Annotated in this window: 22 protein-coding genes; 5 read left to right on the top strand and 17 right to left on the bottom strand. The window is 73.4% G+C overall.

Annotated features, from left to right (window positions below; genetic code table 11):
* Positions 1 to 130 precede the first annotated feature (130 nt).
* The 5 genes from CUT44_RS14980 to CUT44_RS14960 all read right to left on the bottom strand — a co-directional run bounded on the left by CUT44_RS14980 (position 131) and on the right by CUT44_RS14960 (position 3,905).
* Positions 131 to 607, bottom strand: coding sequence for a hypothetical protein (locus CUT44_RS14980; RefSeq protein WP_100201870.1), 477 nt, complete (start codon positions 605 to 607; stop codon positions 131 to 133).
* 32 nt (positions 608 to 639) lie between these two features.
* The gene (locus CUT44_RS14975) at positions 640 to 1,119 is read right to left on the bottom strand and encodes a MarR family winged helix-turn-helix transcriptional regulator (RefSeq protein ID WP_233221349.1); all 480 of its coding nucleotides are present in this window, start codon (positions 1,117 to 1,119) and stop codon (positions 640 to 642) included.
* 575 nt (positions 1,120 to 1,694) lie between these two features.
* Positions 1,695 to 2,522 (bottom strand): SDR family NAD(P)-dependent oxidoreductase, encoded by an 828-nt coding sequence (locus tag CUT44_RS14970; RefSeq protein WP_233221348.1) that lies wholly within the window; start codon positions 2,520 to 2,522, stop codon positions 1,695 to 1,697.
* Complete coding sequence (locus tag CUT44_RS14965) at positions 2,519 to 3,487, bottom strand: alpha/beta hydrolase (protein WP_100201912.1); 969 nt, start codon at positions 3,485 to 3,487, stop codon at positions 2,519 to 2,521. Before CUT44_RS14965 ends, CUT44_RS14970 begins: the two co-directional genes overlap by 4 nt.
* 100 nt (positions 3,488 to 3,587) lie before the next feature.
* Positions 3,588 to 3,905, bottom strand: coding sequence for a putative quinol monooxygenase (locus tag CUT44_RS14960; RefSeq protein ID WP_100201868.1), 318 nt, complete (start codon positions 3,903 to 3,905; stop codon positions 3,588 to 3,590).
* 144 nt (positions 3,906 to 4,049) lie between these two features.
* On the opposite strand from CUT44_RS14960, the gene CUT44_RS14955 reads away from it, so the two are divergent.
* A complete protein-coding gene (locus CUT44_RS14955; RefSeq protein ID WP_100201867.1) occupies positions 4,050 to 4,955 on the top strand; it encodes an AraC family transcriptional regulator in 906 nt (301 codons plus the stop codon).
* 16 nt (positions 4,956 to 4,971) lie between these two features.
* Here CUT44_RS14955 and CUT44_RS14950 read toward each other — a convergent pair whose 3' ends face one another.
* Positions 4,972 to 5,880 carry a methyltransferase domain-containing protein gene (locus tag CUT44_RS14950; RefSeq protein ID WP_100201866.1) on the bottom strand — a complete coding sequence of 303 codons (909 nt, stop codon included), beginning with the start codon at positions 5,878 to 5,880 and terminating at the stop codon, positions 4,972 to 4,974.
* A gap of 72 nt (positions 5,881 to 5,952) precedes the next feature.
* Between CUT44_RS14950 and CUT44_RS14945 the strand changes: the two genes are divergently transcribed.
* On the top strand, positions 5,953 to 6,450 hold the full coding sequence (locus CUT44_RS14945; protein WP_100201865.1) for a MarR family winged helix-turn-helix transcriptional regulator: 498 nt from the start codon (positions 5,953 to 5,955) through the stop codon (positions 6,448 to 6,450).
* 49 nt (positions 6,451 to 6,499) lie between these two features.
* On the opposite strand, the gene CUT44_RS14940 is transcribed toward CUT44_RS14945, so the two are convergent.
* The 4 genes from CUT44_RS14940 to galT all read right to left on the bottom strand — a co-directional run bounded on the left by CUT44_RS14940 (position 6,500) and on the right by galT (position 11,058).
* Positions 6,500 to 7,240, bottom strand: a complete 741-nt coding sequence (locus CUT44_RS14940) for a response regulator transcription factor (RefSeq protein ID WP_199185677.1) — start codon at positions 7,238 to 7,240, stop codon at positions 6,500 to 6,502.
* A gap of 388 nt (positions 7,241 to 7,628) precedes the next feature.
* Positions 7,629 to 8,858 carry a galactokinase gene (gene galK, locus CUT44_RS14935; RefSeq protein ID WP_100201863.1) on the bottom strand — a complete coding sequence of 410 codons (1,230 nt, stop codon included), beginning with the start codon at positions 8,856 to 8,858 and terminating at the stop codon, positions 7,629 to 7,631.
* Complete coding sequence (galE, locus tag CUT44_RS14930) at positions 8,855 to 9,892, bottom strand: UDP-glucose 4-epimerase GalE (RefSeq protein WP_100201862.1); 1,038 nt, start codon at positions 9,890 to 9,892, stop codon at positions 8,855 to 8,857. Before galE ends, galK begins: the two co-directional genes overlap by 4 nt.
* Entirely contained in the window at positions 9,889 to 11,058 is a 1,170-nt protein-coding gene (gene galT / locus CUT44_RS14925) for a galactose-1-phosphate uridylyltransferase (RefSeq protein WP_100201861.1), read from the bottom strand. The genes galE and galT overlap by 4 nt, the downstream gene beginning before the upstream one ends.
* Positions 11,059 to 11,173: 115 nt before the next feature.
* Between galT and CUT44_RS14920 the strand changes: the two genes are divergently transcribed.
* Positions 11,174 to 12,841 (top strand): sodium:solute symporter family protein, encoded by a 1,668-nt coding sequence (locus CUT44_RS14920; protein ID WP_100201860.1) that lies wholly within the window; start codon positions 11,174 to 11,176, stop codon positions 12,839 to 12,841.
* 134 nt (positions 12,842 to 12,975) lie between these two features.
* On the top strand, positions 12,976 to 13,296 hold the full coding sequence (locus tag CUT44_RS14915; protein ID WP_233221361.1) for a hypothetical protein: 321 nt from the start codon (positions 12,976 to 12,978) through the stop codon (positions 13,294 to 13,296).
* Between the two features lie 42 nt (positions 13,297 to 13,338).
* On the opposite strand, the gene CUT44_RS14910 is transcribed toward CUT44_RS14915, so the two are convergent.
* The 5 genes from CUT44_RS14910 to CUT44_RS14890 all read right to left on the bottom strand — a co-directional run bounded on the left by CUT44_RS14910 (position 13,339) and on the right by CUT44_RS14890 (position 20,334).
* Positions 13,339 to 14,070 (bottom strand): response regulator transcription factor, encoded by a 732-nt coding sequence (locus CUT44_RS14910; protein ID WP_233221347.1) that lies wholly within the window; start codon positions 14,068 to 14,070, stop codon positions 13,339 to 13,341.
* A 199-nt stretch (positions 14,071 to 14,269) separates the two neighbouring features.
* Complete coding sequence (locus CUT44_RS14905) at positions 14,270 to 14,869, bottom strand: hypothetical protein (protein WP_100201859.1); 600 nt, start codon at positions 14,867 to 14,869, stop codon at positions 14,270 to 14,272.
* 458 nt (positions 14,870 to 15,327) lie between these two features.
* Positions 15,328 to 17,286: an outer membrane protein assembly factor BamB family protein gene (locus CUT44_RS14900; protein WP_100201858.1), complete on the bottom strand. Its 1,959-nt coding sequence runs from the start codon at positions 17,284 to 17,286 to the stop codon at positions 15,328 to 15,330.
* A gap of 314 nt (positions 17,287 to 17,600) precedes the next feature.
* Positions 17,601 to 19,466: an ABC-F family ATP-binding cassette domain-containing protein gene (locus CUT44_RS14895; RefSeq protein ID WP_100201857.1), complete on the bottom strand. Its 1,866-nt coding sequence runs from the start codon at positions 19,464 to 19,466 to the stop codon at positions 17,601 to 17,603.
* 220 nt (positions 19,467 to 19,686) lie between these two features.
* On the bottom strand, positions 19,687 to 20,334 hold the full coding sequence (locus CUT44_RS14890; protein WP_100201856.1) for a hypothetical protein: 648 nt from the start codon (positions 20,332 to 20,334) through the stop codon (positions 19,687 to 19,689).
* Positions 20,335 to 20,629: 295 nt separating this feature from the next.
* Here CUT44_RS14890 and CUT44_RS14885 point away from each other — a divergent pair, with 295 nt between their 5' ends.
* Positions 20,630 to 21,022, top strand: a complete 393-nt coding sequence (locus tag CUT44_RS14885) for a thiol-disulfide oxidoreductase DCC family protein (RefSeq protein ID WP_100201855.1) — start codon at positions 20,630 to 20,632, stop codon at positions 21,020 to 21,022.
* A 34-nt stretch (positions 21,023 to 21,056) separates the two neighbouring features.
* Here the strand turns inward: CUT44_RS14885 and trxA are convergent, their stop codons facing one another.
* Positions 21,057 to 21,389, bottom strand: coding sequence for a thioredoxin (gene trxA / locus CUT44_RS14880; RefSeq protein ID WP_100201854.1), 333 nt, complete (start codon positions 21,387 to 21,389; stop codon positions 21,057 to 21,059).
* Complete coding sequence (locus CUT44_RS14875) at positions 21,380 to 21,892, bottom strand: MerR family transcriptional regulator (protein WP_100201853.1); 513 nt, start codon at positions 21,890 to 21,892, stop codon at positions 21,380 to 21,382. The genes trxA and CUT44_RS14875 overlap by 10 nt, the downstream gene beginning before the upstream one ends.
* Between the last annotated feature and the right edge of the window lie 302 nt (positions 21,893 to 22,194).

The raw sequence follows: 22,194 nt of genomic DNA, 5'->3' as shown, positions 1-22,194 counted from the left end.
ACCGGTCTCGTCCGGCTCCGGCACATCAGGGTCCCGAAGCGGGCACAGGACGCCGGCGGCTGGGGCGAGGCGGTGAAGCTGTAGCGGCCGAGCAGTTGACGTTGCCCCGGATCCGGTACGGCTGTGTGGACTACGGCTGCACTGCGACGGTCGCGGCCTGCCGTTTGCGTCGCCGGGCGGCCGCGGTGAGAAGCCTGCCGTCGCGTGCGCTGAGCCCCAGGAGCGTGATGTTGACGGCGCCGCCGAGGAATTCGACGGCCTGGACGACCGCGAACGTCGTGTCGAAGCGGCCGTCGTCGGCGAAGATCCGCAGGGTTATGGCGCACGGGACGAGGACCAGCAGCCCGATCGCCGCGGCGGCCGCCATACGCCGCTGTTTGCGGCGGATCAGGGGAGCACGGCGGCGCGGCGCGCCCAGGCTCCGACCGGTGGCGCCGGTGATCGCCATGCACGGCACCAGGACGAACAGCGCGAAGACCACCGCGGTCTTGACGGCCCGTACAGCGGCATCGTCGCCGAAGATCTCGACCACGGCCGACGCCGTGAAGAAGAGACTGATCAGCGCCAGGGCCAGAACCCCGGCAACAGCGTGCACTCGGGTCTTCATGGACTTTCCCTTCCCGGGTTCAGGTCTTGGGTTCAGGAGCGCCCGGCGGATGCCAGATTCTCGATGGACCGCGCGATCAAGCTCAGCAGTTGCGCGACCTCCGCCGCGTCCAGACCGCGGGTCGCAAGGCTGTTGACGTCGCGGGCGGCGGCGATCAGGGGCTCACGGAGTTCGCGGGCCCGGTCGCTCAGCAGCACCTTCGCCTGGCGTCTGTCGTGCGGATCGGGAACGCGGTGGATCAGTCCGTCGCGCTCCATCCTCTGCAGGGTGTTGGCCATGGTCGGCTGCTCGATCTGGACGCGCTCGCACAGCTCCCGCTGGGTGAACCCCTCCTGCTCGTACAGCGCGAGCAGCGGGGCGAACTGCCCGGGAACGACTCCGTACTCCTCGATGCGCAGCCGCAGGGCCCGCTCCAGAAGCCGCGCGAGGTGGTTGACCTGGTATCCCAGTGACTCCTCCCGTGGCAGCCGCCGGACCGGCGGGCCGGCGGGGTCTTCGGGCTTCATCGTCATGATCGACCTCCGGGTGGCTTCTGTGCCGTCGATTAATACATAGCTTGCTATGCATGTCAAACGGAACCGGGCCGGCGCACGGTGTGCGGATGTCATCGGAAGGGGGAGAATGGCTGTTCAGCGGGCTTCCGTCCCTGTCCGTCCGCATGCGGGTGGCGCATCAGGACGCCAGTCGGCATGGGCCGATCAACTTCAACGGAGCTGTCATCGCGCCCGGGCTCTTCCGGCCCCGGCGGACTCTCCGAACGCCGACGGCGAAGGATGCCGGAGAGCCCTGTACGGGAGAACCGCATACACAGTTCGATGCGACGGGGCTGGAAACGGGCAGCTCAACGGCATCGCACCAGCCCTCGACCCAACTGCAACCGGCCGGGGCGGTCGCCTCCGCTGAAGTGGCGTACGGGGGCTGAGACCGGCAGAGCCGCGTGTTCGAGTGTCGCGAGTTCCCCGCTCCAAGGGATGCGGCAGTCACGGAAAGTCACAGGAAGCCGAGCCGAGGCGGGGAGTACGCGACGGTTTGATACGCGACTCTGCCAGCACCGGGGCCGACGGGCCGCGGTCGGCGGGCGGCCACGTCAGAGGCCGTAGCCGCCCGACACCACGATGTTCTGGGCGGTGACCCAGCGGCTCTCGTCCGAGACGAGTACGGCGATCATCTCGCCGATGTCGCCGGGCTCGCCGACCCGGCCGAGCGCGGTCTTCGCGGCGAGGGCCGGAACGACCTCGGGGAACCGGGTGAAGGCGTCGTCGCCGATCCTGGTGCGGGTCGAACCCGGCGAGACGGCGTTGACGCGGATGCCCCGCGGGCTGAACTCCTTCGCCATGTAGCGGGTCAGCACGTCCAGACCGCCCTTCGCCGACGCGTAGGCGGAGTAGCCGGGCTCCACGCCCGTCGTCACCGCCGCCGAGCTGCTGCTGGTGTTGACGACGGCCCCGCCGTCCGCCATCAGCGGCAGCAGCCGCTGCGTCAGGAAGTACGGCCCCTTGAGCAGGACCCGCATGAGCCCGTCGAACGTCTCCTCGGTCGTGTCCTCGATCAGTGACGTCCGCGCGAAACCGGCGTTGTTGACCAGGTAGTCGAAGGTGTCGCGCTGCCAGGTGTCGCGCAGCGCGGCGGCCACCGCGTCCCGGAAGGCCGGGAAGGTGCCGGTCTCACCGAGGTCCAGGGGCAGCGCGACGGCCGTGCCGCCCGCCTTCCGGATGGCGGCGGCCGTCTCCCGCCCTCCTCGCGGGTTGCCTCCGTAGGTCAGGATGACGCCGGTGCCGCGCCTGGCGATCTCGATGGCGGCACTCTGTCCGATGCCGGAGCTGGCGCCCGTGACGACGGCGACCTTCATGGGGTTCCTCCTGGGAGTGGTCGGGTGGTCGGGTGTGCGGGTGTGCGGGTAGGTGGACGGCGTCATGCGGCGGAGTGCGGGCGCAGGATTCGGGCGAGCCAGTCGGTGCGGGTGCGGCGGGCCGTGGCCGAGATCCGCGCCTGCGGGTACAGCGCGTCGAACCCGTGGCAGCCGCCCGCCCAGACGTGCAGCTCGGCCTGGCCGCCGGCCGCCCAGAGGCGGGTGGCGTAGTCGGTGCCCTCGTCGCGGAAGACCTCGGCGGAGCCGGTGTCGAGGTAGGTCGTCGGCAGGCCCGAGAGGTCGTCCGCCAGCGCGGGTGAGACGTACGCGGGTATCTCGTCGCCGGCGAGGCCGCCGAGGACGGCCTGCCAGCCGAAGGCGTTCATCTCACCGGTCCACACGCCGGGTTCGCCGGAGTGCTGGCGGCTGGAGGTGCTGGTGTTGCGGTGGTCGAGCATGGGGCAGATCAGCAGCTGCGCGGCGATCTCCGGAGTGCCCAGGTCACGGGCCAGCAGGGTGAGACCGGCGGCGAGGCCGCCGCCCGCGCTGATGCCCGCGACGACGATCCGGGCGGGGTCGATGCCCAGTTCGGCGGCGTGCTCGACGGTCCAGAGCAGTCCCTGGTGACAGTCGTCGACGAGGGTGGTGCCGGTGGCCTCCGGTGCGAGCCGGTAGTCCACGGAGACCACGACCGCGCCGAACTCGTCGAGCCACTCCAGCGGGATGTCGAGCTGCGAGAAGCGGTCGCCCATGACCATCCCGCCGCCGTGCATCCAGTAGACGCAGGGGGCGGCCGTGGTGCGGCCGGGGTTCGCGGGGGCGAGGACCGACAGGGGGATCGGGGTGCCGTCCCCGGCGGGCACGGTGACCTCGCGCCGGTCGACCCGCCGGTGTGCGAGGAGGGTCTCGACGGGTGTCGAGGGGATCTGGCGCAGTTGCGCGAGCGTTTCCGGATCGAGCCGGGACATCAGGGGCATGTCGGCCAGCAGTGTGCGCAGTTCGGGGTCCAGGCCGGGGCTTTTCGTGGGCATGGTCACTGCCTTTCGCGGGGTGGTTCCGGACGGTGCCGGGAGGCCGGGGGAAGAGGGGCCGCCCGGCGGACGCCGGTGCGGCGGGGCCCGGGCCGGCGGGTCAGAAGGCGGCCTTGCCGCGGACCGGCACGTAGTCGGTGTACTCGGGCTCCCCGGCCAGCAGTTCCCCGGCCCGCGTCACGACGGCCCGGGCGGCCTCGCCCGCGAAGACCCGCCGGTGGTCCTCCTCGCTGGTCCAGCCCTCGGTGACGTGGACGGTGTCGGGGTCGGACGCGGAGCGGGAGACGAGGTAGACGACGCAGTGCTCGCTCGCGGCGGGGCCGCCCTCGGCCAGGGCGGTCAGCAGCAGGTCGACCAGCCGGCCGCCCGCTCCGGGCCGGGCGGTCAGGGTGACGTTGAATCCGTGGTGGGCGATCATCGGCGCCTGCTTTCGCGGTGATGGACTGGAGTGATTCCATCCAACCGCCCTGACCTGCGGAAACGTTAGACAGATACTCGCTTGCGCCTGCACGATCCTCCCGAATCCGGGAGCCGCGGCGCACAGCGGTGCTGCAATGGGCGCATGTGCCTCGAAGAGCTCCGCACCCTGCTGGCCCGGCATGCGCGGCCCGACTGGACCACCGCCGTCGACGGCGTCCTCATCTCGAAGGTCGACCGGTCGGATCCGCCGGCGTTCTCGATGTCCGGCACGGTGCTGGCAGTGATCGCCCAGGGCGCCAAACGGCTCGCCCTGGGCGACCGGGTGTACGAGTACGGGCCCGGGCAGTACCTGGTCGCGTCCGTGGACCTACCGGTCACCGGGGAGTTCACCCGGGCCGATCCCGAAAGGCCGGCACTGGGTTTCGGTCTCGTCCTGGAGCCGTCGGCCGTCGCCGAGCTGCTGCTGCGGGCCGGCCCCGGGGACACCCCCCGGGCCGGTGGGAACGCCCCGTCGGGGATCGCCGTCAGCGACGCCCCGGCCGCGCTGCTCGACGCGGTGGTCCGGCTGCTGCGGCTGCTCGACGAGCCCCGGGACCGGGCCGTGCTGGCCCCGCTGGTCAAGCGCGAGATCCTGTGGCGGCTGATCACCGGTGAGCAGGGTGCGGCGGTCCGTCAGTTCGGCCTCGCCGACAGCAGCCTCAGCCATGTCTCCCGGGCCGTGCGCTGGATCCGCGAGCACTACGCGCAGGCCTTCCGGGTCGAGGACGTGGCCCGCATGTCCGGTATGAGCGTCTCGGCCTTCTACCGCAACTTCCAGGCCGTCACCGCGATGAGTCCCGTCCAGTTCCAGAAGCAGATCCGGCTGCAGGAGGCCCGGCTGCTGCTCGCCACCCGCCCGGGCGATGTCACCGGGGTCGGTCGGCGCGTCGGCTACGACAACCCGTCGCAGTTCAGCCGGGAGTACCGCCGCCAGTTCGGGGTGCCGCCCAGCCGGGACGCCGCCCGGCTGCGGCACACCGTGCGCGCCTCCGCGGACGCCCTTCCCTGAGCCCTCCCGCGCGTGGTCAGCCGGGCCGGCGGGCGACGGCGAAGATCCGGCGGAACGGGAAGAGGGTGCCGTGCGGGCCCGGCGGGTACGCCTCGCGCAGCAGGTCGCGGTACTCGGTCAGGAAGGCGTCCCGGGCGGCGGGGTCGCCGTCGAGGGCGGTGAGCACCGGGCGCAGGGCCGTGCCCCTGGTCCACTCCAGTACCGGGTCCTCGCCGGTGAGGACGTGCACGTAGGTCGTCTCCCACACGTCCGTCTCGCAGCCGAGGCCGGCCAGCAGGGCGGCGTACTCGGCCGGCTCGGCCACGGGGACGCGGGTGCCGTCCTCCCCCAGCCGGTCGCGCCAGCGCGGGGAGGTGCGCAGTCCGGCGAGGAGGGTGTGGCTGGGGGCGGTGAAGTTGCCGGGGATCTGGAAGGCGAGGAAGCCGCCGGGGTTCAGGGCGGCGACCCAGCGGTGGAGGAGTTCGGCGTGCCGCTCGGCGACGGCCTTGCCTTCGGCACCTTCGGCAGGGAGAACCCGTCCCTTGCCTTCGGCAGGGAGAACCCAGTGCAGGGCGGCGTTGGAGATGATCAGGTCGTGCGGGTGCCCGGGGCGCCAGTCGGCGAGGTCGGCGTGGACGAAGTCCAGGTGCCCGCCGCCGGGGAGGGGACCGGCGTAGGCACGGGCCTCGGAGAGCATGGCCTCGGAGAGGTCGTAGCCGGTGATCGACGCGGCCGGCCAGCGCTCCGCGAGCAGCACCGTCGGGCCGCCGGGCCCGCAGCCCAGATCGGCGATGCGGGGCCGCGGCGAGGGCAGCTCGGGGACGCGGGCCAGCAGGTCGTACAGCGGGCGGAGCCGGGGGCCGGCGTGGTAGCGGTACTGTTCCGGGTCCCAGTCGTGAGCGCCGGTTCCGGGGGCGTGGTCGGCGGAGGCGTCCTTGCGGTCCATGGGGGAAGTCTCCCCCGAGCTTTATCTTGACGCCAAGAGACTTCATATCGACAGAACTACTACACTGGGCACATGCAGGACGAGGTCGACCGACTGGTGGCAGCATGGCGCCGCGAGCGCCCCGATCTCGACGTGGAACCCCTGGAGGTGCTCAGCCGGGTCAGCAGGCTGGCGCGCCATCTCGACCGGGCGCGCCGCGTCGCGTTCGCCGAGCACGGGCTGGAGCCCTGGGAGTTCGACGTGCTGACCGCACTGCGCCGCGCCGGCGCCCCGTACCAGCTCTCCCCCGGCCAGTTGCTGACCCAGACCCTGGTCACCTCCGGGACCATGACCAACCGCATCGACCGGCTGGCGAAGAAGGGCCTGGTGGAGCGGCTGCCCGACCCCAGCGACCGGCGCGGCGTCCTGGTCCGGCTGACGGACGCCGGACGCGACCGGGCGGACCGGGCACTGGCCGGGCTGCTGGCGCACGAGCGGGCCATCCTGGCCGAGCTGACGGCGGCCCAGCGCGGGGAGCTCGCCGGGCTGCTGCGCTGCCTGACCGCCCCGTTCGACAACGTCCCCGGCTGACGGCGCCCGAAGCCCGGATCACGCGCGGGCCGGGCCCCGGGTGCCGGGCTCAGGTCGGGGCGTGCTCCAGATCCACCGGGCCGACCCCCGCCCGCCGGGCCAGCGCGACCGCGGCCAGGGTGGAGTGCACCCCCAGCTTGCCCAGGACGTTCTGCATATGGGTGCGGACCGTGTGCGGGGACAGGTAGAGCCGTTCGGCGACGGCCTTGCGGCCCAGCCCGGCCACCATGCAGCGCAGCACCTCGTGCTCGCGCGGGGTCAGCGACTCGACCAGCCGCTCGCTCTCGGTGCGGTTGCGGCGGGCCGCGGTCAGCTCGCGCAGCACTCCGGTCAGCAGCGCGGGCGGCAGGTGCGTCTCGCCGCGCAGTACGCCCCGAACCACCTGGAGCAGCCGGGAGAGCGAGCTGTCCTTGGCGACCCAGCCCGACGCCCCCGCCTGGAGGGCGGCCGCCGCGCGGCACGGGTCGTCGCGCTCGGCGAGCACGACGGTGCGGGTCCCGGGGTGCGCGGTGCGGAGCCGGGAGACCAGGGGGATCCCGCCGATCGCGGCCGGCGCGTCCGGCTCCGCGGGGAGTGCCTCCGCCGGCGGGGAGGCCCCGCCCAGATCGGCGTCTATCAGCAGGACGTCGAAGCGACGGCCGTCGGCGGCCGCCCGCTCCACGGCGCGCAGCGCCGCCGGGCTGCTGCCCGCCGCGGCCACCTCCACGTCCTGCTCCACCGCGAGCGCGGCGGCGAGTGACTCGGCGAATATGCGGTGGTCGTCCACCACGAGCACCCGGATACGTTGCACGCACACACCCCCTGTCGCCCATACGTCCTCAAGGACTCGCCCGTGTCCGGGCAGGGCGCCCGGTGCGGAACCAACACCTCCGCACGGCCGCCGCCATGCTCTGCTGGTACCCCGCGCCGGACGCCGCATCCGGTCCGCCTCGCCCCCTGAAGCGGCATCGGCCCCCACCGACGCCGTCCCTCAGCGTACGGCCGGGGCGCGACGGGAGAAGGGGGTTGTGGAAAACCGGCCGCCGCCGCGGCTCCGGCCGGTCCCACGGGCGCCACTGGTGTTCATCCGGACATCCGATGCGATCGTTTCCGCCCCGCCGTGATCACCGCACCGTCCGCCGCCCCGTCCGCCGCACCGTCCGGGACGGGCCCCGCGGGGCCGGCGGACCGCGGGGTCATCACCCGTCCAGCCGGCGGGCCCCCGCCGAGGGCACCGCCCCGAACAGCCGCGGGGCCCGGTGACCGGCCGCGGCGAAGGCGTCGGTGACGGCCCGTCCGATCTCCTCCGCCCCGGCCGCCTCCACCAGGACGACCGCCGAGCCGCCGAAGCCGCCGCCGGTCATCCGGGCGCCCAGCGCGCCCGCCGCGTTCGCCGTCTCCACCACCAGGTCCAGTTCCGGACAGGAGACGGCGTAGTCGTCGCGCAGCGAGGCGTGTCCGGCCGTCAGCACCGGGCCGACGGCCCGGATCGCGCCCGTGTCCAGCAGGGCGGCGGCCTCCCGCACCCGTTCGTCCTCGGTGACCACATGGCGCACCAGGGGCCGCAGGGCCGGATCGGGCAGGGCGGCCAGCGCCGCCGCCAGCTCGCCGGGCGGCACGTCGCGCAGCGCCCGCACCCCCAGGGCCCGCGCGGCCGTCTCGCAGCCCGCCCGGCGGCGGGCGTACTCGCCGTCGGCCAGCGCGTGCTTGACCCGGGTGTCCACCACCAGCAGCCGCAGCCCCGCCGCCGGGAGGTCGAACGGGACCTGCCGGTGCGACAGGTCCCGGGTGTCCAGGTGGAGGACGTGGCCGGCGGTGCAGCAGGCCGACGCCATCTGGTCCATGATCCCGCAGGGGACGCCGACGTAGTCGTTCTCGGCCCGCCGGCACAGCGCGGCGATCCGCTCGGCGGGCAGGCCCAGGCCGTACAGGTCGTTCAGCGCCAGGGCCGTGGCGACCTCCAGGGCGGCCGAGGAGGACAGGCCCGCGCCGGTGGGCACGTCGCTGGTGACGTACAGGTCCGCACCGGCACCGCCGTCCCCGCCGGCCCCGCCGCCCTCTCCGGTGCCGGGCAGCAGGCCCGCCTCGCGCAGCGCCCACACCACACCGGCCGGGTACGCGGCCCAGCCGCCGGTGCCGGGGGCGAGCTCGCCCGGCGCCAGCCGCACCGTCCCGCCGGAGGTGTCGGCCGAGTGCAGGCGCAGCACGCCGTCGTCACGGCGGGCCGCCGCGACGACGGTGGTGTGCGGCAGGGCGAACGGCATCACGGAGCCGTCGTTGTAGTCGGTGTGCTCACCGATCAGGTTGGCCCGGCCCGGTGCGGCCCACACCCCCTCCGGGTCGCCGCCGTGGACCGCGCGGAAGCCGTCGGCCGCGCGCCGCACGGCCGCCGGGTACCGGTCCGGGTCCGTCTCCGGTCCGCCGCTCATCCGGCGCTCCCCCCGTCCGCCGTGTCCCGCGCCGTGTGCCCCGCCGTGTCCCCCGCCGGATCCAGGACCCTGCCCCGGGCGAAGGCCCAGGCGTCGGCGACGATGTCCCGCAGTTCGGTGCGGGACGGCCGCCAGCCCAGCAGTTCCCGGGCCCGGTCCGCCGCGGCCACCAGGACCGCCGGGTCGCCGGCGCGGCGCGGCGCCGGCGTCTCGGGGACGGGGTGGCCGGTGACCTCGCGGACGGTGCGGATCACCTCGCGGACGGAGAAGCCGCTGCCGTTGCCGAGGTTGCACACCAGATGCTCGCCGGGCCGGGCCGCGTCCAGGGCCAGCAGGTGGGCCTCGGCCAGATCGGCGACGTGGATGTAGTCGCGCACGCAGGTGCCGTCGGGCGTGGGGTAGTCGTCGCCGTAGACCGAGACGCTCCCCCGCTCGCCCAGGGCCACCTGGAGCACCAGCGGGATGAGGTGCGACTCGGGGTCGTGCCGCTCGCCCAGCACGCCGCGCCCGCCGCGGTGCGCGCCCGCCACGTTGAAGTAGCGCAGCGAGACGGCGGCCAGGCCGTGGGCCGCGCACTCGCCCGCGATCATGTGGTCGACGGCCAGCTTGGCGGCACCGTAGGGGTTCGTCGGGGCGGTGGGGGAGTCCTCGCGGATCGGCACCTGTGCGGGCTCGCCGTAGACGGCGGCCGTGGAGGAGAACACCAGGGTGCGCACGTGTGCGGCGCGCATCGCGTCCAGCAGCGCCAGGGTGCCGCCGACGTTGTTGTGCCAGTACTTCTCGGGGTGGACGACGGACTCGCCGACCTGGGAGCTGGCCGCGAAGTGCAGCACCGCGTCGTAGGAGCGGTCGAGCCACCTGTCCGCGTCCTGGATCCGGCCCTCGACGAACTCCGCGCCCTCGGGCACCCCTTCCCGGAAGCCGGTGGACAGGTCGTCCAGGACGGTCACCCGGTGTCCCGCCTCCAGCAGGTGCGCCGCCACGACGCTCCCGACGTATCCCGCGCCGCCCGTCACCAGGTATGTGCCGCTCACCGGCTCGCCACCTCTCGCAGTCGTTCGGCCGCCCGCTCCGGCGGCACGTCGTTGACGAAAACCCCCATGCCGGACTCCGAGCCCGCCAGGTACTTCAGCTTTCCGGACGTGCGGCGGATGGTGAAAAGCTCCAGGTGCAGCGCGAAGTCCGCCCGGTCGGCCCAGTCCGAAGGCCCCTCCGGGGCGGTGTCCGAAGGTCCCTGCGGGACGGTGTCCGAAGGCCCCTGCCCGTCGGGGGCGGTGGGTGCCTGGTGCCAGCCGGAGATGTACGGGGTGGGCGGCTCGTCCGGCCCGAAGACCCGGTCGAAGCGCCGCAGCAGCTCCAGGTAGACGCCGGGGAACTCGGCGCGGGCGGCGTCGTCCAGCTCCGTCAGGTCCGGCACCCGCCGCACGGGGTACAGGTGCACCTCGTACGGCCAGCGCGCGGCGTGCGGCACGAAGGCCGTCCAGTGCGCGGTCTCCAGCACCGTGCGCCGCCCGTCGGAGCGCTCGGCGGCGACGACGTCGTCGAAGAGGTTGCCGCCGGTGCGCTCCCGGTGGGCGGCGGCCGAGCGCAGCGTCCGCCCGGTGTGCGGGGTGGTGAAGGGATAGGCGTAGATCTGGCCGTGCGGATGGCCGAGGGTGACGCCGATCTCCCGGCCGCGGTTCTCGAAGCAGTACACCTGCCGGACGCCGGGCAGCGCGGACAGTTCGGCGGTGCGGTCCGTCCAGGCGGCCAGGACCAGGGCGGCGCGCTCCTCGTCCAGGTCGGCGAAGGAGGCGTCGTGGTCGGCGGTGAAGCACACCACCTCGCACCGCCCGGCGCCCGGGGCGCGCACCAGGAGGCCGCCGGGGTCGGCCGCCCGCCCGGGGCCCGGCGGGCCCGCCAGGGAGGGGAAGCGGTTCTCGAAGACGGCCACCTCGTAGTCGTCCGCCGGAATCTCCGTCAGACGGCCGTTCCTGGACGGGCAGAGTGGGCACTCATCCTGTGGCGGGTGGTACGTACGTGACTGGCGGTGCGCGGTGACGGCCACCCACTCGTCGAGCAGCGGGTCGTGGCGGATCTCCGAGGAGGTGGCGACGGCCTCGATGGGACGCCGGTCCACCGCCTCGCGCCCGGTGGCTCCGTGGGAGTCGTAGTACACGAGCTCACGGCCGTCGGCGAGGCGGATCGAGGTCTTCTTCACACCGGGACTCCTATACTGCGACCCGAACACAATCAAACACAAAGAACCATGACTGAACATCAACGTCAAGGGGCCGTCCCTCACCGGCCCCGTCACGCCATGGAGGCGAGCGCCCATGCCACAGTTGGCTCAGGATCTCCGGCTCCCGACGAACGCCCTGGACTACGCGATCCTCGGCGTTTACTTCCTCGTCGTCCTGGGAGTCGGGTTCGCGGCCCGGCGCAGTATCAAGACAAGTCTTGACTTCTTCCTCTCCGGCCGCTCGCTGCCCGCCTGGGTCACCGGTCTGGCCTTCATCGCGGCCAACCTCGGTGCCCTGGAGATCCTGGGCATGGCCGCCAACGGCGCCCAGTACGGCATGTACACCGTGCACTGGTACTGGGTGGGCGCCATTCCGGCGATGGTCTTCCTCGGCCTGGTGATGATGCCCTTCTACTACGGGTCACGGGTGCGTTCGGTCCCGGAGTTCCTGCTGCACCGCTTCGGGCCGTCCTCGCACCTGCTGAGCGGCATCCTCTTCTCGGCCGCCTCCGTGCTGATCGCGGGCGTCAACCTCTACGCGCTGGCCATCGTGCTGGAGGCGCTGCTGGGCTGGCCGCAGTGGGTGTCGATCGTCGTCGCGGGCGTGTTCGTGCTGCTCTACATCACCCTGGGCGGCCTGTCCTCGGCCATCTACAACGAGGTCGTGCAGTTCTTCGTGATCCTGGCCGGCCTGATCCCGCTGACCGTCCTCGCCCTGACCCGGGTGGGCGGCTGGAGCGGACTGCGCGACTCCCTCACCGCCTCCCAGGGCGACAACTTCGTCTCCGCCTGGGGCGGCACCGGCATCGGCTCGGACAACCCGCTCGGCGCCAACTGGCTCACCATCGTCCTCGGTCTCGGCTTCGCCCTCAGCTTCGGCTACTGGACGACCAACTTCGCCGAGGTGCAGCGCGCCCTGTCGGCCAAGAACCTCTCCGCCGCCCAGCGGACCCCGCTGATCGCCGCCTTCCCCAAGATCTTCATCCCCGCGCTCGTCGTCATCCCCGGCCTGGTCGCGCTGGTGGTGGCCCCCGACATCGGCCAGGGCAACGGCCTGGAGTACAACGACGCGATCCCGATGCTCATGCGGGACCTGCTGCCCAACGGCGTGCTGGGCATCGCGGTGACCGGTCTGCTCGCCGCCTTCATGGCCGGTATGGCCGCCAACGTCTCGGCCTTCAACACGGTGTTCACCAACGACATCTGGCGGGCCTACCTGAAGAAGGACCGCCCGGACGAGCACTACGTGCTCGTCGCCCGGATCGTCACCGCGATCGGGGTGGTCCTCGGCATGGGGACGGCGTTCATCGCGGCGACGTTCAGCAACATCATGAACTACCTCCAGACGCTGTTCTCCTTCTTCAACGTGCCGCTGTTCACCGTCTTCATCATCGGCATGTTCTGGAAGCGCATGACGGCCGCCGCCGGTTTCTGGGGCCTGCTGTCGGGCACGGTCGCGGCGATGATCAACTACTTCTGGTTCTACCAGGGCGGGCTCGTCGACATCCCCACCGACCAGGGCGCCAACTTCGTCTCCGCCATCATCGCCTTCGTGGTGGGCGCCGTCGTCTCCGTCACGGTCAGCCTGTTCACCGCGCCCAAACCCGTGGAACGACTGGCCGGCCTGGTGTACGGCACCCGGGCCCCCGGCCTGGCCGAGCCCCCGGCCGCCGGCGACGAGGCCTGGTACCGCAGGCCCGCGCTGCTGGGCTGGGGTGCGATCATCCTGGCCGCCCTGTGCTACGTCCCCTTCTCTTTCTGAGTCTCCTTCTGAGCGCCCCGAGTGCTCCGCGCACCGCACAGCGAAGGATGTGATCTTCCGTGACGAACGGCAGGAACGACCCGACCCCGAACGGCCCCGGCGGCGCCGCCGACTGGCAGCAGGAGGACCTGCGGATGGAGGAACGCTCGGCCAGCGCGGCCCGGCTCTTCGACATCCGCCGGGTCATCGGCGTCCTCTTCTTGATCTACGGGGTCATGGTCACCCTCGCCGGGGTCTTCGTCTCCGACGCGGATCTGGCTAAGGCCCAGAACATCAACATCAACCTGTGGACCGGACTGGCCATGCTCGCGCTGGGACTGTTCTTCCTGCTGTGGCTGCGGCTGAGCCCCGCCGTTCCGCCGCCCACCGCGCGGGAGGCCGGCGGGGGCGGCGGGGCCGGCGGGGACACAGCGGGACCGGCCGCCGAGGGGAACCGGCCGCCCGCCGGGGAGTGACCGGACGGACGGTACGGACGGGGGCGGGCCGGGCGGCGACGCTCAGCCCGCCCCCGTTCCCGTGTCCGCTCCCGGCTCCCGCCCGGCACCCGGGACGGTGCCGGAGCCGGGTACGGTCACCCGGTCCAGCAGTCCGGTCCGGGCCGCGAGCGCCGCCGCCTCCAGCCGTGAGCCGACCCCGAGTTTCATCAGCACCCGCTGCACATGGGTACGGGCCGTGCTGGGCGCGATGCCCATGCCCCGGGCGATCAGCCGGGTGTCCTCGCCCTCGGCCACCCGCACCAGCACCTCGATCTCCCGCGGGGTGAGCATCTGGAGCAGCCGGACCCCTTCGTCGTCCGGCTCTGCCCTGGGGTTGAGCAGTTCCGCGAAGGCGTCCTGCAGCAGTTGCGGCGCCGCGGCCGTCTCCCCGGCACGGGCCCGGACCATGCCGCGCTCGACGCCCTCGATCCGCTCGTCGTGCCGTATGTAGCCGGACGCCCCCGCCGCGAACGCCGCCGCGATGCCCCGCGGGCTGGGCACCGGGCCCAGCACCACGACCGCGGTCTGCGGGCGCTCGCGCTTGATCCGCGCCACCGGGTCGAACGCCCCCGGCTCAGCGGGGGACGCCGTCCCCCACAGGCACACCTCCGGTGCCCTGCTGATCACCAGCTCGGCCGCCCCCGCGGCCGGCGCGGCGGCGGCGAGCACCCGGTGCCCGCGCAACTTCAGCGCCGAGGCGAGCGCCTCGGCGTGCAGACGGTGGTCGTCGACCACCATGAGCCGCACGGTCATCCACACCCCTGTCGTCCTGTGCCTGTGCCCCGGTCCAGCCCGTTCCGCCCGGCCGCGCCATGCCCACGGAAGCTACACGCTCGCCCCGCGCCGCGCGCCCCTTCCGGCGAGAACCGCGTGAGCGGGACCGCGCGCCCGTACGGGGCGTGCGGGTCCGCTCACGTCGCGGGGCCGGGCCGGGTCCCGGCCGCCGGCCGGGTCAGCCGTAGGCCAGCAGACCGCCCCGGCCGGGGTGCTCGCCGGTGAAGAAGTCACCCGCCACCAGGAAGAGCCTGCCGTCGTGCCAGTAGGGGCGGCTCTGGCTCGACTGCATCGCGAACTCCGCCTTCCAGTCACCGTCCGGCAGTTCCGCGTACCGGGTGGCCCTGCCGGTCCCCGGGTCGATGGAGGTGAGGCGTCCCGCCTCGTCGGGGGTCGGCAGCTCGTAGCCCAGCAGCCTGCCGTCCCACAGGGCCAGCGGGGTGGTCTGGCCCGTGCGGGTGGGCTCGGAGAGCCACTTCGTCCGGCCGGTGGCGAGGTCGTACGCGACGACCGAGTCGAACAGCGCGCGGACGAGCCTCCCGTCGGCGAACCAGGTGCCGTAGGCGTAACCGCCCTGGTCGGCGAGGTCCGAGGTGTCCGGCGCGGCCTTCTTCCAGAGCGTCTCGAACCGGCCGTCGTGCTCCTTCTCCGGGTTCTCCGGGTTCTCCGGGTTCGCCGCGTTCGCCGCGTTCCGGCCGTCCGCTCCGGCCGCCGTGCCGCCGTCGTCCCCGCCCAGGAACCACGCCCCGGCGCCGACGGCGAGCAGGAGCGCGACCACCGAGGCGACGACGGCCGGCGTCCTCTTCCGTCCGCCCCCGCCCCTGCTCCCGCTCCCGTCCGGTGGCGGCGTGCCGCCGGGCGCGGGGTGCGCGGGGTGCGCGGGGTGCTGGTCGGCATTCCCGTACGCGGGCGGCGGCCCGTACGGGCCGGGCCACCGCGGGGGGCCGTACGCCGGCGGCCGCGGCGGTTCCTGCGGCGGCCCGAATCCTCCCGCCGGCGGCCGGCCGGGCGGTGGAGGCGGCTGTGACATGGGTTCCCTCTTCGGCCGCGGACCGGGATGGCCGACCCGGCCCACGGCGTCCCGGTGTCTTGATGTCTGCAACAACGGTGTCGGGGCGTCGCTCTTTCTACCACCGCGCTCCCCCGGCGCCGCCGCCGGTGCCGCCCGGCACCCGGACAGCCGGGCGGGCCCCGTGCTCCCCCGGGGAGCGCGGGGCCCGCCCGCCGTACGAGGCGTCAGTTGTACGCCAGGATGCTCCCCTTGTTGAGGCTCGCGTCCTTGTAGAAGCGGTGCACCACCAGGAAGAAGCGGCCGTCGTGCCAGTACGGGCGGCCGTTGCCGATGCTGTTCATGCCGCGCTCCAGGTCCCGGGAGGCCGCCGGCATCCGCACGTACGGAGTCGCCTTCCCCGTCCCGGGGTCGATGGAGGTGATCAGTCCCGCCCTCTCGTACGACGGCTGCTCGTAGCCGAGCAGCTTGCCGTCCTCCATGGCCAGCGGGGCGACCTGGGTCTCCTCCGTCGGCTTGGAGAGCCACTTCGACTTGCCGGTGGCCAGGTCGAACGCGGCGATCTCGCTGACGCTGCCGGTCTCGCCCTGGTGCCGGTAGGTCTGCAGGTAGACCGAGTTGTTCGCCTTGTCCACGACGACGTTGTGGCAGTCGGCCAGCGCGATGCCCCCACAGGCGAACCAGTAGCGCTCCTTGGGGAGGCTGATCTTCGCCTGGAGCTTTCCGGAGCTGCTGAGGATCATGAGGTCGGTGAGGTCGTACTCACCACCGGCCTGGACGCCGATCACCACGGGGTCCACGGAGAAGATCCGCTTGATGTCGACCCCCGCGGGGGCCTTCCACTCCCAGCCCTTGGCCCCGTCGGGCTTGACGGACTGGAGCGCCTGGGTCTCACCGAACCCGCACTCGATCTGCGCGACGAGCTGGCTGCCGCCGACGTAGCCGCGGTCCTGGCACCTCTCGCCCTGCTTCGTCGACCACAGGTTCTTTCCGCTGGTCAGGTCGTAGCCGACCGCGTTGCCGATCCACGCCACGGCGACCGTGTTGCCGCTGATCGCCATCTCGGTGTAGCTGTACTCGCTCGCGCCGCGGTCCTTGGTGGGGAAGTCCTCGCGCCACAGCTCCTTGCCCGCGGCGAGGTCGATCGCCATGATCTTCTCGCACTTGCGGCCCCACTGCACCGCGGTCCTGTTGTCCGACACCTGCTGGGCGGCCGTGCACCTGGACCCGCGGGCCATGTCGATGGACCAGGCCTCCTCACCGCTGTCCATGTTGTAGGCGGTGACGGAGTCGGTCGACGCCTTGACGATGTTGTCGCCGACGAACCAGGTGCCGGGGACGTCGTGGATGGTGTCCTCGGCCTTCGACATGTCCGGCGCGTCGATCTGCCAGGCCATCCCGACCTGGTCCTTGTGCTCGCGCTTCGTCCCGCCCTTCTTCCCGGGCTCGCCCGTGCCGCCCTCGCTGGTGCCCTCACTGGCGCCCCTGGTGTCACCGCCCTTGGCCTGGGGCTCGTCGTCGCCCTTGGCGGCGAGGAACCAGATCCCGGCACCGGCTATCAGCAGGACCGCGACCACCGAGGCGACGACGGCCAGGATCTTGCCGCTGCCGCCGCCCGCGCCGGGCGGCGGCGTCCCGCCCGCGGGCATGGGGTACGTCGGCTGCTGGGAGGGGTGCTGCGGCGGGTACTGCCCGTACGGCGCCCCGTACGCGGGCGGCTGGCCGTAGGGCTGGGCGGGCTGCTGGGGGTAGCCGTAGGACGGCGGCTGGCCGTACGGCGGCTGCGGCGTCCCGCCGTACGGCGGGACGGGCGGCGGCTGCTGGGGGTAGCCGTACGACGGCGGGGGCTGCGGCGCCTGCGGCGTCTGCGGTTCCTGCGGCGCGCCGAAGCCGCCCGACGGCGGCTGGAACTGCGGCGGGCCGGGCGGCGGGGGCGGGGCGGGCCGGCCGGGCTGGCCGGGCTGTGCCGGGGACTTGGCCAGCCGGTCCCCGGACGCGTCCGGGGCCGGGGCCGGAGCGTCCGGCGACTGCTGTCCGGACGGCTCCGGCCGTTCCGGCGACTGTGCCTGCTGCTCCGGCGGGTTCTGGGACGGACTCCCGGGCTCCCGCGGCGGCCCGTCCGGCTGCCGGGGCGCGTCGGAGCCGTCGGACGGCGGCTGGCTGGGTGGCGGAGGCGGCTGCGACATGGTTTTCCTCTTCACGCGCGGACCGGCTGCCCAGCCCCTCAGCCCCCCGTTGGGCAGAGCGAATCGGACACTGGCCCGCCACTTCTCGACGTTTTTCCGACGTTTTCCGAAGCTTTCCGACGTCTCTTGACGTATGGGCACCGACAGTGGAGCGAAGCTCTTTCTACCACCGGACACATCCGGAAAGGTCGTCGGTTCCCTTCCGGTCCATCAGGTGAGACCCGCCCGCGATCCCGCCGTTACCCGGGACTCCGGCGGCCCCGGTCCTCCGCCGGCGCCGCCCTGGACGCCGAGCCGCGGAATCCGCGCCGCCGTCAGTCCTCCTCGGCCAGTTCCAGCCAGCGCGTCTCCAACTCGTCCCGCTCCCCGGTCAGTTCCCGCAGCTCGGTGTCCAGGGCGGCGACCTTCTCGAAGTCGGTGGCGTGCGCGGCCATTTCGGCGTGGAGCGCGGTCTGCCGCTCCTCGATCCGCTCCAGCCTGCGCTCGATGCGCTGCAGTTCCTTCCGGGCGGCCCGGGAGAGCGCCGCGGGCTTGGCGGCGGCAGGGGCGGCGGAATCGGCGGAGCCGGTGGAAGGGGAAACGGCGGGAGCGGCCCGGCCCGGTGCCGGGGCGGCCGGGGCGGTGCGTGCGGGAGGGCCCGTCTGCCGCTGCCGTTCACGGCGCTCCAGGTACTCGTCGATGCCGCGCGGCAGCATCCGCAGCGTGCCGTCGCCGAGGAGCGCGTACACCCGGTCCGTGGTCCGCTCGACGAAGTAGCGGTCGTGGGAGATGACGACCAGTGAGCCGGGCCAGCCGTCGAGCAGGTCCTCGAGCTGGGTCAGGGTCTCGATGTCCAGGTCGTTGGTCGGCTCGTCCAGGAACAGCACGTTCGGCTCGTCCATCAGCAGCCGCAGGATCTGCAGCCGCCGCCGCTCGCCGCCGGAGAGGTCGCCGACCGGCGTCCACTGCTTCTCCTTGCCGAAGCCGAAGCGCTCGCACAGCTGCGAGGCGGTCATCTCCCGGCCCCCGCCCAGATCGACGCGGGCCCGGACCCGCTCCACGGCCTCCAGCACACGGCAGGCGGGATCGAGTTCGGCGACCTCCTGCGACAGGTACGCCAGCTTCACCGTCCGGCCCACCCGGATCCGGCCGCCGGCCGGCTGCTCCTCGCCGCCGCTGTACGCCGCGTCCGCCAGGGCGCGCAGCAGGGAGGTCTTGCCCGCGCCGTTGACACCGACCAGGGCCGTCCGGTCGCCCGGGCCGAGCTGCCAGGTGAGGTGCTTGAGCAGCACCTTGGGCCCGGCCTGGACGGTGACGTCCTCCAGGTCGAAGACGGTCTTCCCGAGCCGCGAGTTCGCGAACCGCATCAGCTCCGCGGCATCCCGCGGCGGCGGCACGTCGGCGATCAGCTCGTTGGCCGCCTCGACGCGGAAGCGGGGCTTGCTGGTGCGGGCCGGGGCGCCGCGCCGCAGCCAGGCCAGCTCCTTGCGGACCAGGTTCCGCCGCTTGGCCTCCTCGGTGGCGGCGATGCGCTCGCGCTCGGCGCGGGCGAAGACGTAGTCGCTGTAGCCGCCCTCGTACTCGTGCACGGCGGCGCGCTGCACGTCCCACATCCGGGTGCAGACCTGGTCCAGGAACCAGCGGTCGTGGGTGACGCACACCAGCGCCGAGCGGCGGGCGCGCAGATGTCCGGCCAGCCAGGAGATGCCCTCGACGTCGAGGTGGTTGGTGGGCTCGTCCAGGACGATCAGGTCCTGCTCGGCGATGAGCAGCTTCGCCAGCGCGATACGCCGCCGCTCGCCGCCGGAGAGCGGGCCGATGACGGTGTCCAGGCCCTGCGGGAAGCCGGGCAGGTCCAGCCCGCCGAACAGCCCGGTGAGGATGTCCCGGATGCGGGCGTGCCCGGCCCACTCGTGGTCGGCCAGGTCGCCGATGACCTCGTGCCGGACGGTGGCGGCCGGGTCGAGCGAGTCGTGCTGGGTGAGCACGCCCAGCCGCAGCCCGCCGACGTGGGTGACCCGTCCGGTGTCGGCCGGTTCCAGCCGGGACAGGATGCGGACGAGGGTGGTCTTGCCGTCGCCGTTGCGCCCGACGACGCCGATCCGGTCTCCCTCGCCGACTCCCAGGGAGATGCCGTCGAGCAGCGTACGGGTGCCGTACACCTTGCCGACGGCTTCCAGATTGACGAGGTTCGTGGCCATGGGGCTCCCGCTGCCCGGCCCGTGCCGGGCCGGTCTGTCTTGGTGGGCTGGTTCCTCCTCAGCCTAGTGCCGCGGCCGGCGGGGTCCGTCCGCCGGCCGGGCCCCGCCCGGCGGCGGGGCCGTGGCCGCGGGGCGGACGGAAGCGCTCACGGCGGGTCCGCTCGCGCCTCCGGCCGACGGCGGGGAGCCCTCCCGGCCCCTGCGGCTCAGTACGCCCGGCTCAGTACGCCTGCTGCGGGGCGGGCGCCGAGCGCGGAGTGGGCCGGTTGAGGCCGAACAGCGAGCCGGTGGCGCCGACGAGCTCGGCGGCGGAGTCCGTCGCGGTGTCGTCCGGAATGCCCATCCGGCGCAGCGCCCCGGAGAACAGGTCCTCCAGCAGCGCCAGGCGCCAGCTCAGCTCCGCGGGGCCCACCTGCTGACCGCCGCGCGGGCGGCCGGCCAGGACCGTCAGCACGTCCTGGGCGTTGCTCTGCAGGTCGGCGAGCGACTGCCAGCCGTTGGGGATGCGGGCGGGCGGTCCGGACGAGTCGGCACCAGGTACGCCGAGCGTCTGCGGCAGCTGGGTCGGGATCGCCGAGTACCAGTCGACCAGCGCACCGCTCAGGTCGGCACGCAGCCCGTCGAGGAAACTCAGCAGCACGGCCGCGCCGACGGGCGCCCCGACGGGCTCGACGGGCGGCGGGCCCTCCTCCCGGCGGGCGGAGGAGCGGCTGGTCTGCTGCGGTCCCATGAAGGACCGGATCACGACCGACACCTCCTCCTGCTGCGGCGGGCCGGAGCGCTGGGCGGGCACCAGGAGCGCCCTTATGGGCGCGATGCCGTGTGCGGCCTGCTCGGCCGCTGCCTGGCACGCGTAGTCAGTGGGCACGGGACGGTCCCCCCTCCTTCCGAACGCCGCCTTCTCTTGCGGCTTCGGTCTTACGTTTCGGGGCCGTACCGTATCGCTCTGCGACGGCTTCTGGGAGGTCCTGGTCACCGACAGTTCACGGACTGTGGCCTCAAGCGGTCGGCCCCTTTCCCGAATCGTCCCCTGGAGAGCGCTTTCTGGGAAGGGCCTGGACGGATAAGGATCGTTTCCGGCCATTCCGGGGCTCGCGGGCGCCGTAGCCTGGTTTGCCGGGACCGCTTCCGCGGCCCCGCCGTCCCGGTACCGGAGGTGCCCCGTGGGGACTCGTGAACTCCCGTCCACCGTGCTGGCGTTCGACGGGGACTGCGGCTTCTGCCAGAAATCCGTCGCCCTCCTCGTCGCCCGGGCCGCGCCCACCGTTCCCGCCGCGCCCTGGCAGTCGCTGCCCGAGCGGATCACCCGGCCCCATCTGGCGCGGCTGGAACGCGAGGTACTGCTCCTCGACGGCGGACGGGCGGCGGCGGGCGGCGCCGGGGCGGTCGCCGCGTACCTGCGGTCCTCGCCGAAGCGGCGGTACCGCGCGGCGGGGAGGTTCCTCGCCCTCCCCGGCATCCGCGGCTGCGCCCGGCTCGGCTACCGCTGGGTGGCCGCCAACCGGTACCGCATGCCCGGCTCGACGCCCGCCTGCGCGGTGCCGCCCCGCCCCTGACGGCCGCGGCGGCACCGCGTGCCGGGCGGTGCCGTCACAGCACCTCGGCGAGTTCCTGGCGCAGCCGCCGCTTCGTACGCGCCCCGACCAGGGACCGCACCGGCTCACCGGCGCGGAGGACCAGCAGGGTGGGTACGGACAGCACTCCGTACGCCACCGCGGTCTCCGGATTCGCGTCCACGTCCAGTTGGACCACCTTCAGCCGACCGGCCTCCTCACGGGCCACCTCGGCCAGCACCGGGGCGATCATCCGGCAGGATCCGCACCACCGGGCGGTGAACTGCACCAGCACCGGTCCCTCGGCCGCCAGCACCTCCCCGGCGAACGTCGCATCGGTGACCGCCGTCAGCTCCTGTGTCAGCGCCATGTTCCCGTTCTCCTCTCCCGGGCCGCGTCCGGCGGCCCGTCCGTCGCGGGTCCGTGCGGTCCGGGAGGCTCACACGGCGACAGCAAACACCGCGGCTCCGGTGCGGAAGCTCCCCCCACCGGTCCGTCCACCGGTCCGTCCGCCCTTCCCGCCACCGTCTCGGCGCGGGACAGCTGGGCGGCGATCTCCCGCCGTACGGTCCGCAGCCGGTCGATGCAGTCATCCAGCTCGGCCAGCTTGCGGCGGTACACCTCCAGGGACGCGGGGCACGCGTCCCCCGCCGGATGTCCGGCCCGCAGGCACTCCACGAACGGGCGGGTCTCCTCCAGTTCGAAGCCGAAGTCCTGCAGTGTGCGGATCTGCCGCAGCAGCCGCAGATCCTCCTCGCCGTAGTCGCGGTAGCCGTTGGCCGTACGGTGTGCCCGCAGCAGCCCCAGCGACTCGTAGTACCGCAGGGCGCGGGTGGTGGTACCCGCGCGTCTCGCCAGCTCCCCGATCCGCATGCCCCGACGCTAGACCCTGACGCCGACGTCAACGCCAGTCCCGGAACGCGGCGTCACGCTGCGGGGCAGGGCTCCTCGCGGCCGATCACCCCGGCCGTACGGGTGCCGGGGGCGGAAGGCCCGGGCCTCGGTGTCCACCGGGCCCGGAACCGCGGGGCGGCGGAGAAGCACGGACGCGCGGCGGAGACGGCAGCGGTGGCGGGCCGTTCCGCGCGGGTGACGCCCACCGGACGGGAACGGCCCGCGCGAGGCGGTTTCGCGCGGGCCGTTCGGGCGGGGCAGGCGGCCGGAACGGGACCGGG

Origin of the sequence: Streptomyces carminius (genome assembly GCF_002794255.1) — a bacterium.
Taxonomy (GTDB): domain Bacteria; phylum Actinomycetota; class Actinomycetes; order Streptomycetales; family Streptomycetaceae; genus Streptomyces; species Streptomyces carminius.
This window is presented reverse-complemented; position numbering and strand designations above follow the sequence as displayed.

What these genes read in the sequence shown, in the direction of transcription:
- CUT44_RS14980 (WP_100201870.1), bottom strand. Translation starts at nt 607, where the DNA reads ATGAAGACCCGAGTGCACGCTGTTGCCGGGGTTCTGGCCCTGGCGCTG.
- CUT44_RS14975 (WP_233221349.1), bottom strand. Translation starts at nt 1,119, where the DNA reads ATGACGATGAAGCCCGAAGACCCCGCCGGCCCGCCGGTCCGGCGGCTG.
- CUT44_RS14970 (WP_233221348.1), bottom strand. Translation starts at nt 2,522, where the DNA reads ATGACGCCGTCCACCTACCCGCACACCCGCACACCCGACCACCCGACC.
- CUT44_RS14965 (WP_100201912.1), bottom strand. Translation starts at nt 3,487, where the DNA reads ATGCCCACGAAAAGCCCCGGCCTGGACCCCGAACTGCGCACACTGCTG.
- CUT44_RS14960 (WP_100201868.1), bottom strand. Translation starts at nt 3,905, where the DNA reads ATGATCGCCCACCACGGATTCAACGTCACCCTGACCGCCCGGCCCGGA.
- CUT44_RS14955 (WP_100201867.1), top strand. Translation starts at nt 4,050, where the DNA reads ATGTGCCTCGAAGAGCTCCGCACCCTGCTGGCCCGGCATGCGCGGCCC.
- CUT44_RS14950 (WP_100201866.1), bottom strand. Translation starts at nt 5,880, where the DNA reads ATGGACCGCAAGGACGCCTCCGCCGACCACGCCCCCGGAACCGGCGCT.
- CUT44_RS14945 (WP_100201865.1), top strand. Translation starts at nt 5,953, where the DNA reads ATGCAGGACGAGGTCGACCGACTGGTGGCAGCATGGCGCCGCGAGCGC.
- galK (WP_100201863.1), bottom strand. Translation starts at nt 8,858, where the DNA reads ATGAGCGGCGGACCGGAGACGGACCCGGACCGGTACCCGGCGGCCGTG.
- CUT44_RS14920 (WP_100201860.1), top strand. Translation starts at nt 11,174, where the DNA reads ATGCCACAGTTGGCTCAGGATCTCCGGCTCCCGACGAACGCCCTGGAC.
- CUT44_RS14915 (WP_233221361.1), top strand. Translation starts at nt 12,976, where the DNA reads ATGGAGGAACGCTCGGCCAGCGCGGCCCGGCTCTTCGACATCCGCCGG.
- CUT44_RS14910 (WP_233221347.1), bottom strand. Translation starts at nt 14,070, where the DNA reads ATGACCGTGCGGCTCATGGTGGTCGACGACCACCGTCTGCACGCCGAG.
- CUT44_RS14900 (WP_100201858.1), bottom strand. Translation starts at nt 17,286, where the DNA reads ATGTCGCAGCCGCCTCCGCCACCCAGCCAGCCGCCGTCCGACGGCTCC.
- CUT44_RS14895 (WP_100201857.1), bottom strand. Translation starts at nt 19,466, where the DNA reads ATGGCCACGAACCTCGTCAATCTGGAAGCCGTCGGCAAGGTGTACGGC.
- trxA (WP_100201854.1), bottom strand. Translation starts at nt 21,389, where the DNA reads ATGGCGCTGACACAGGAGCTGACGGCGGTCACCGATGCGACGTTCGCC.
- CUT44_RS14875 (WP_100201853.1), bottom strand. Translation starts at nt 21,892, where the DNA reads ATGCGGATCGGGGAGCTGGCGAGACGCGCGGGTACCACCACCCGCGCC.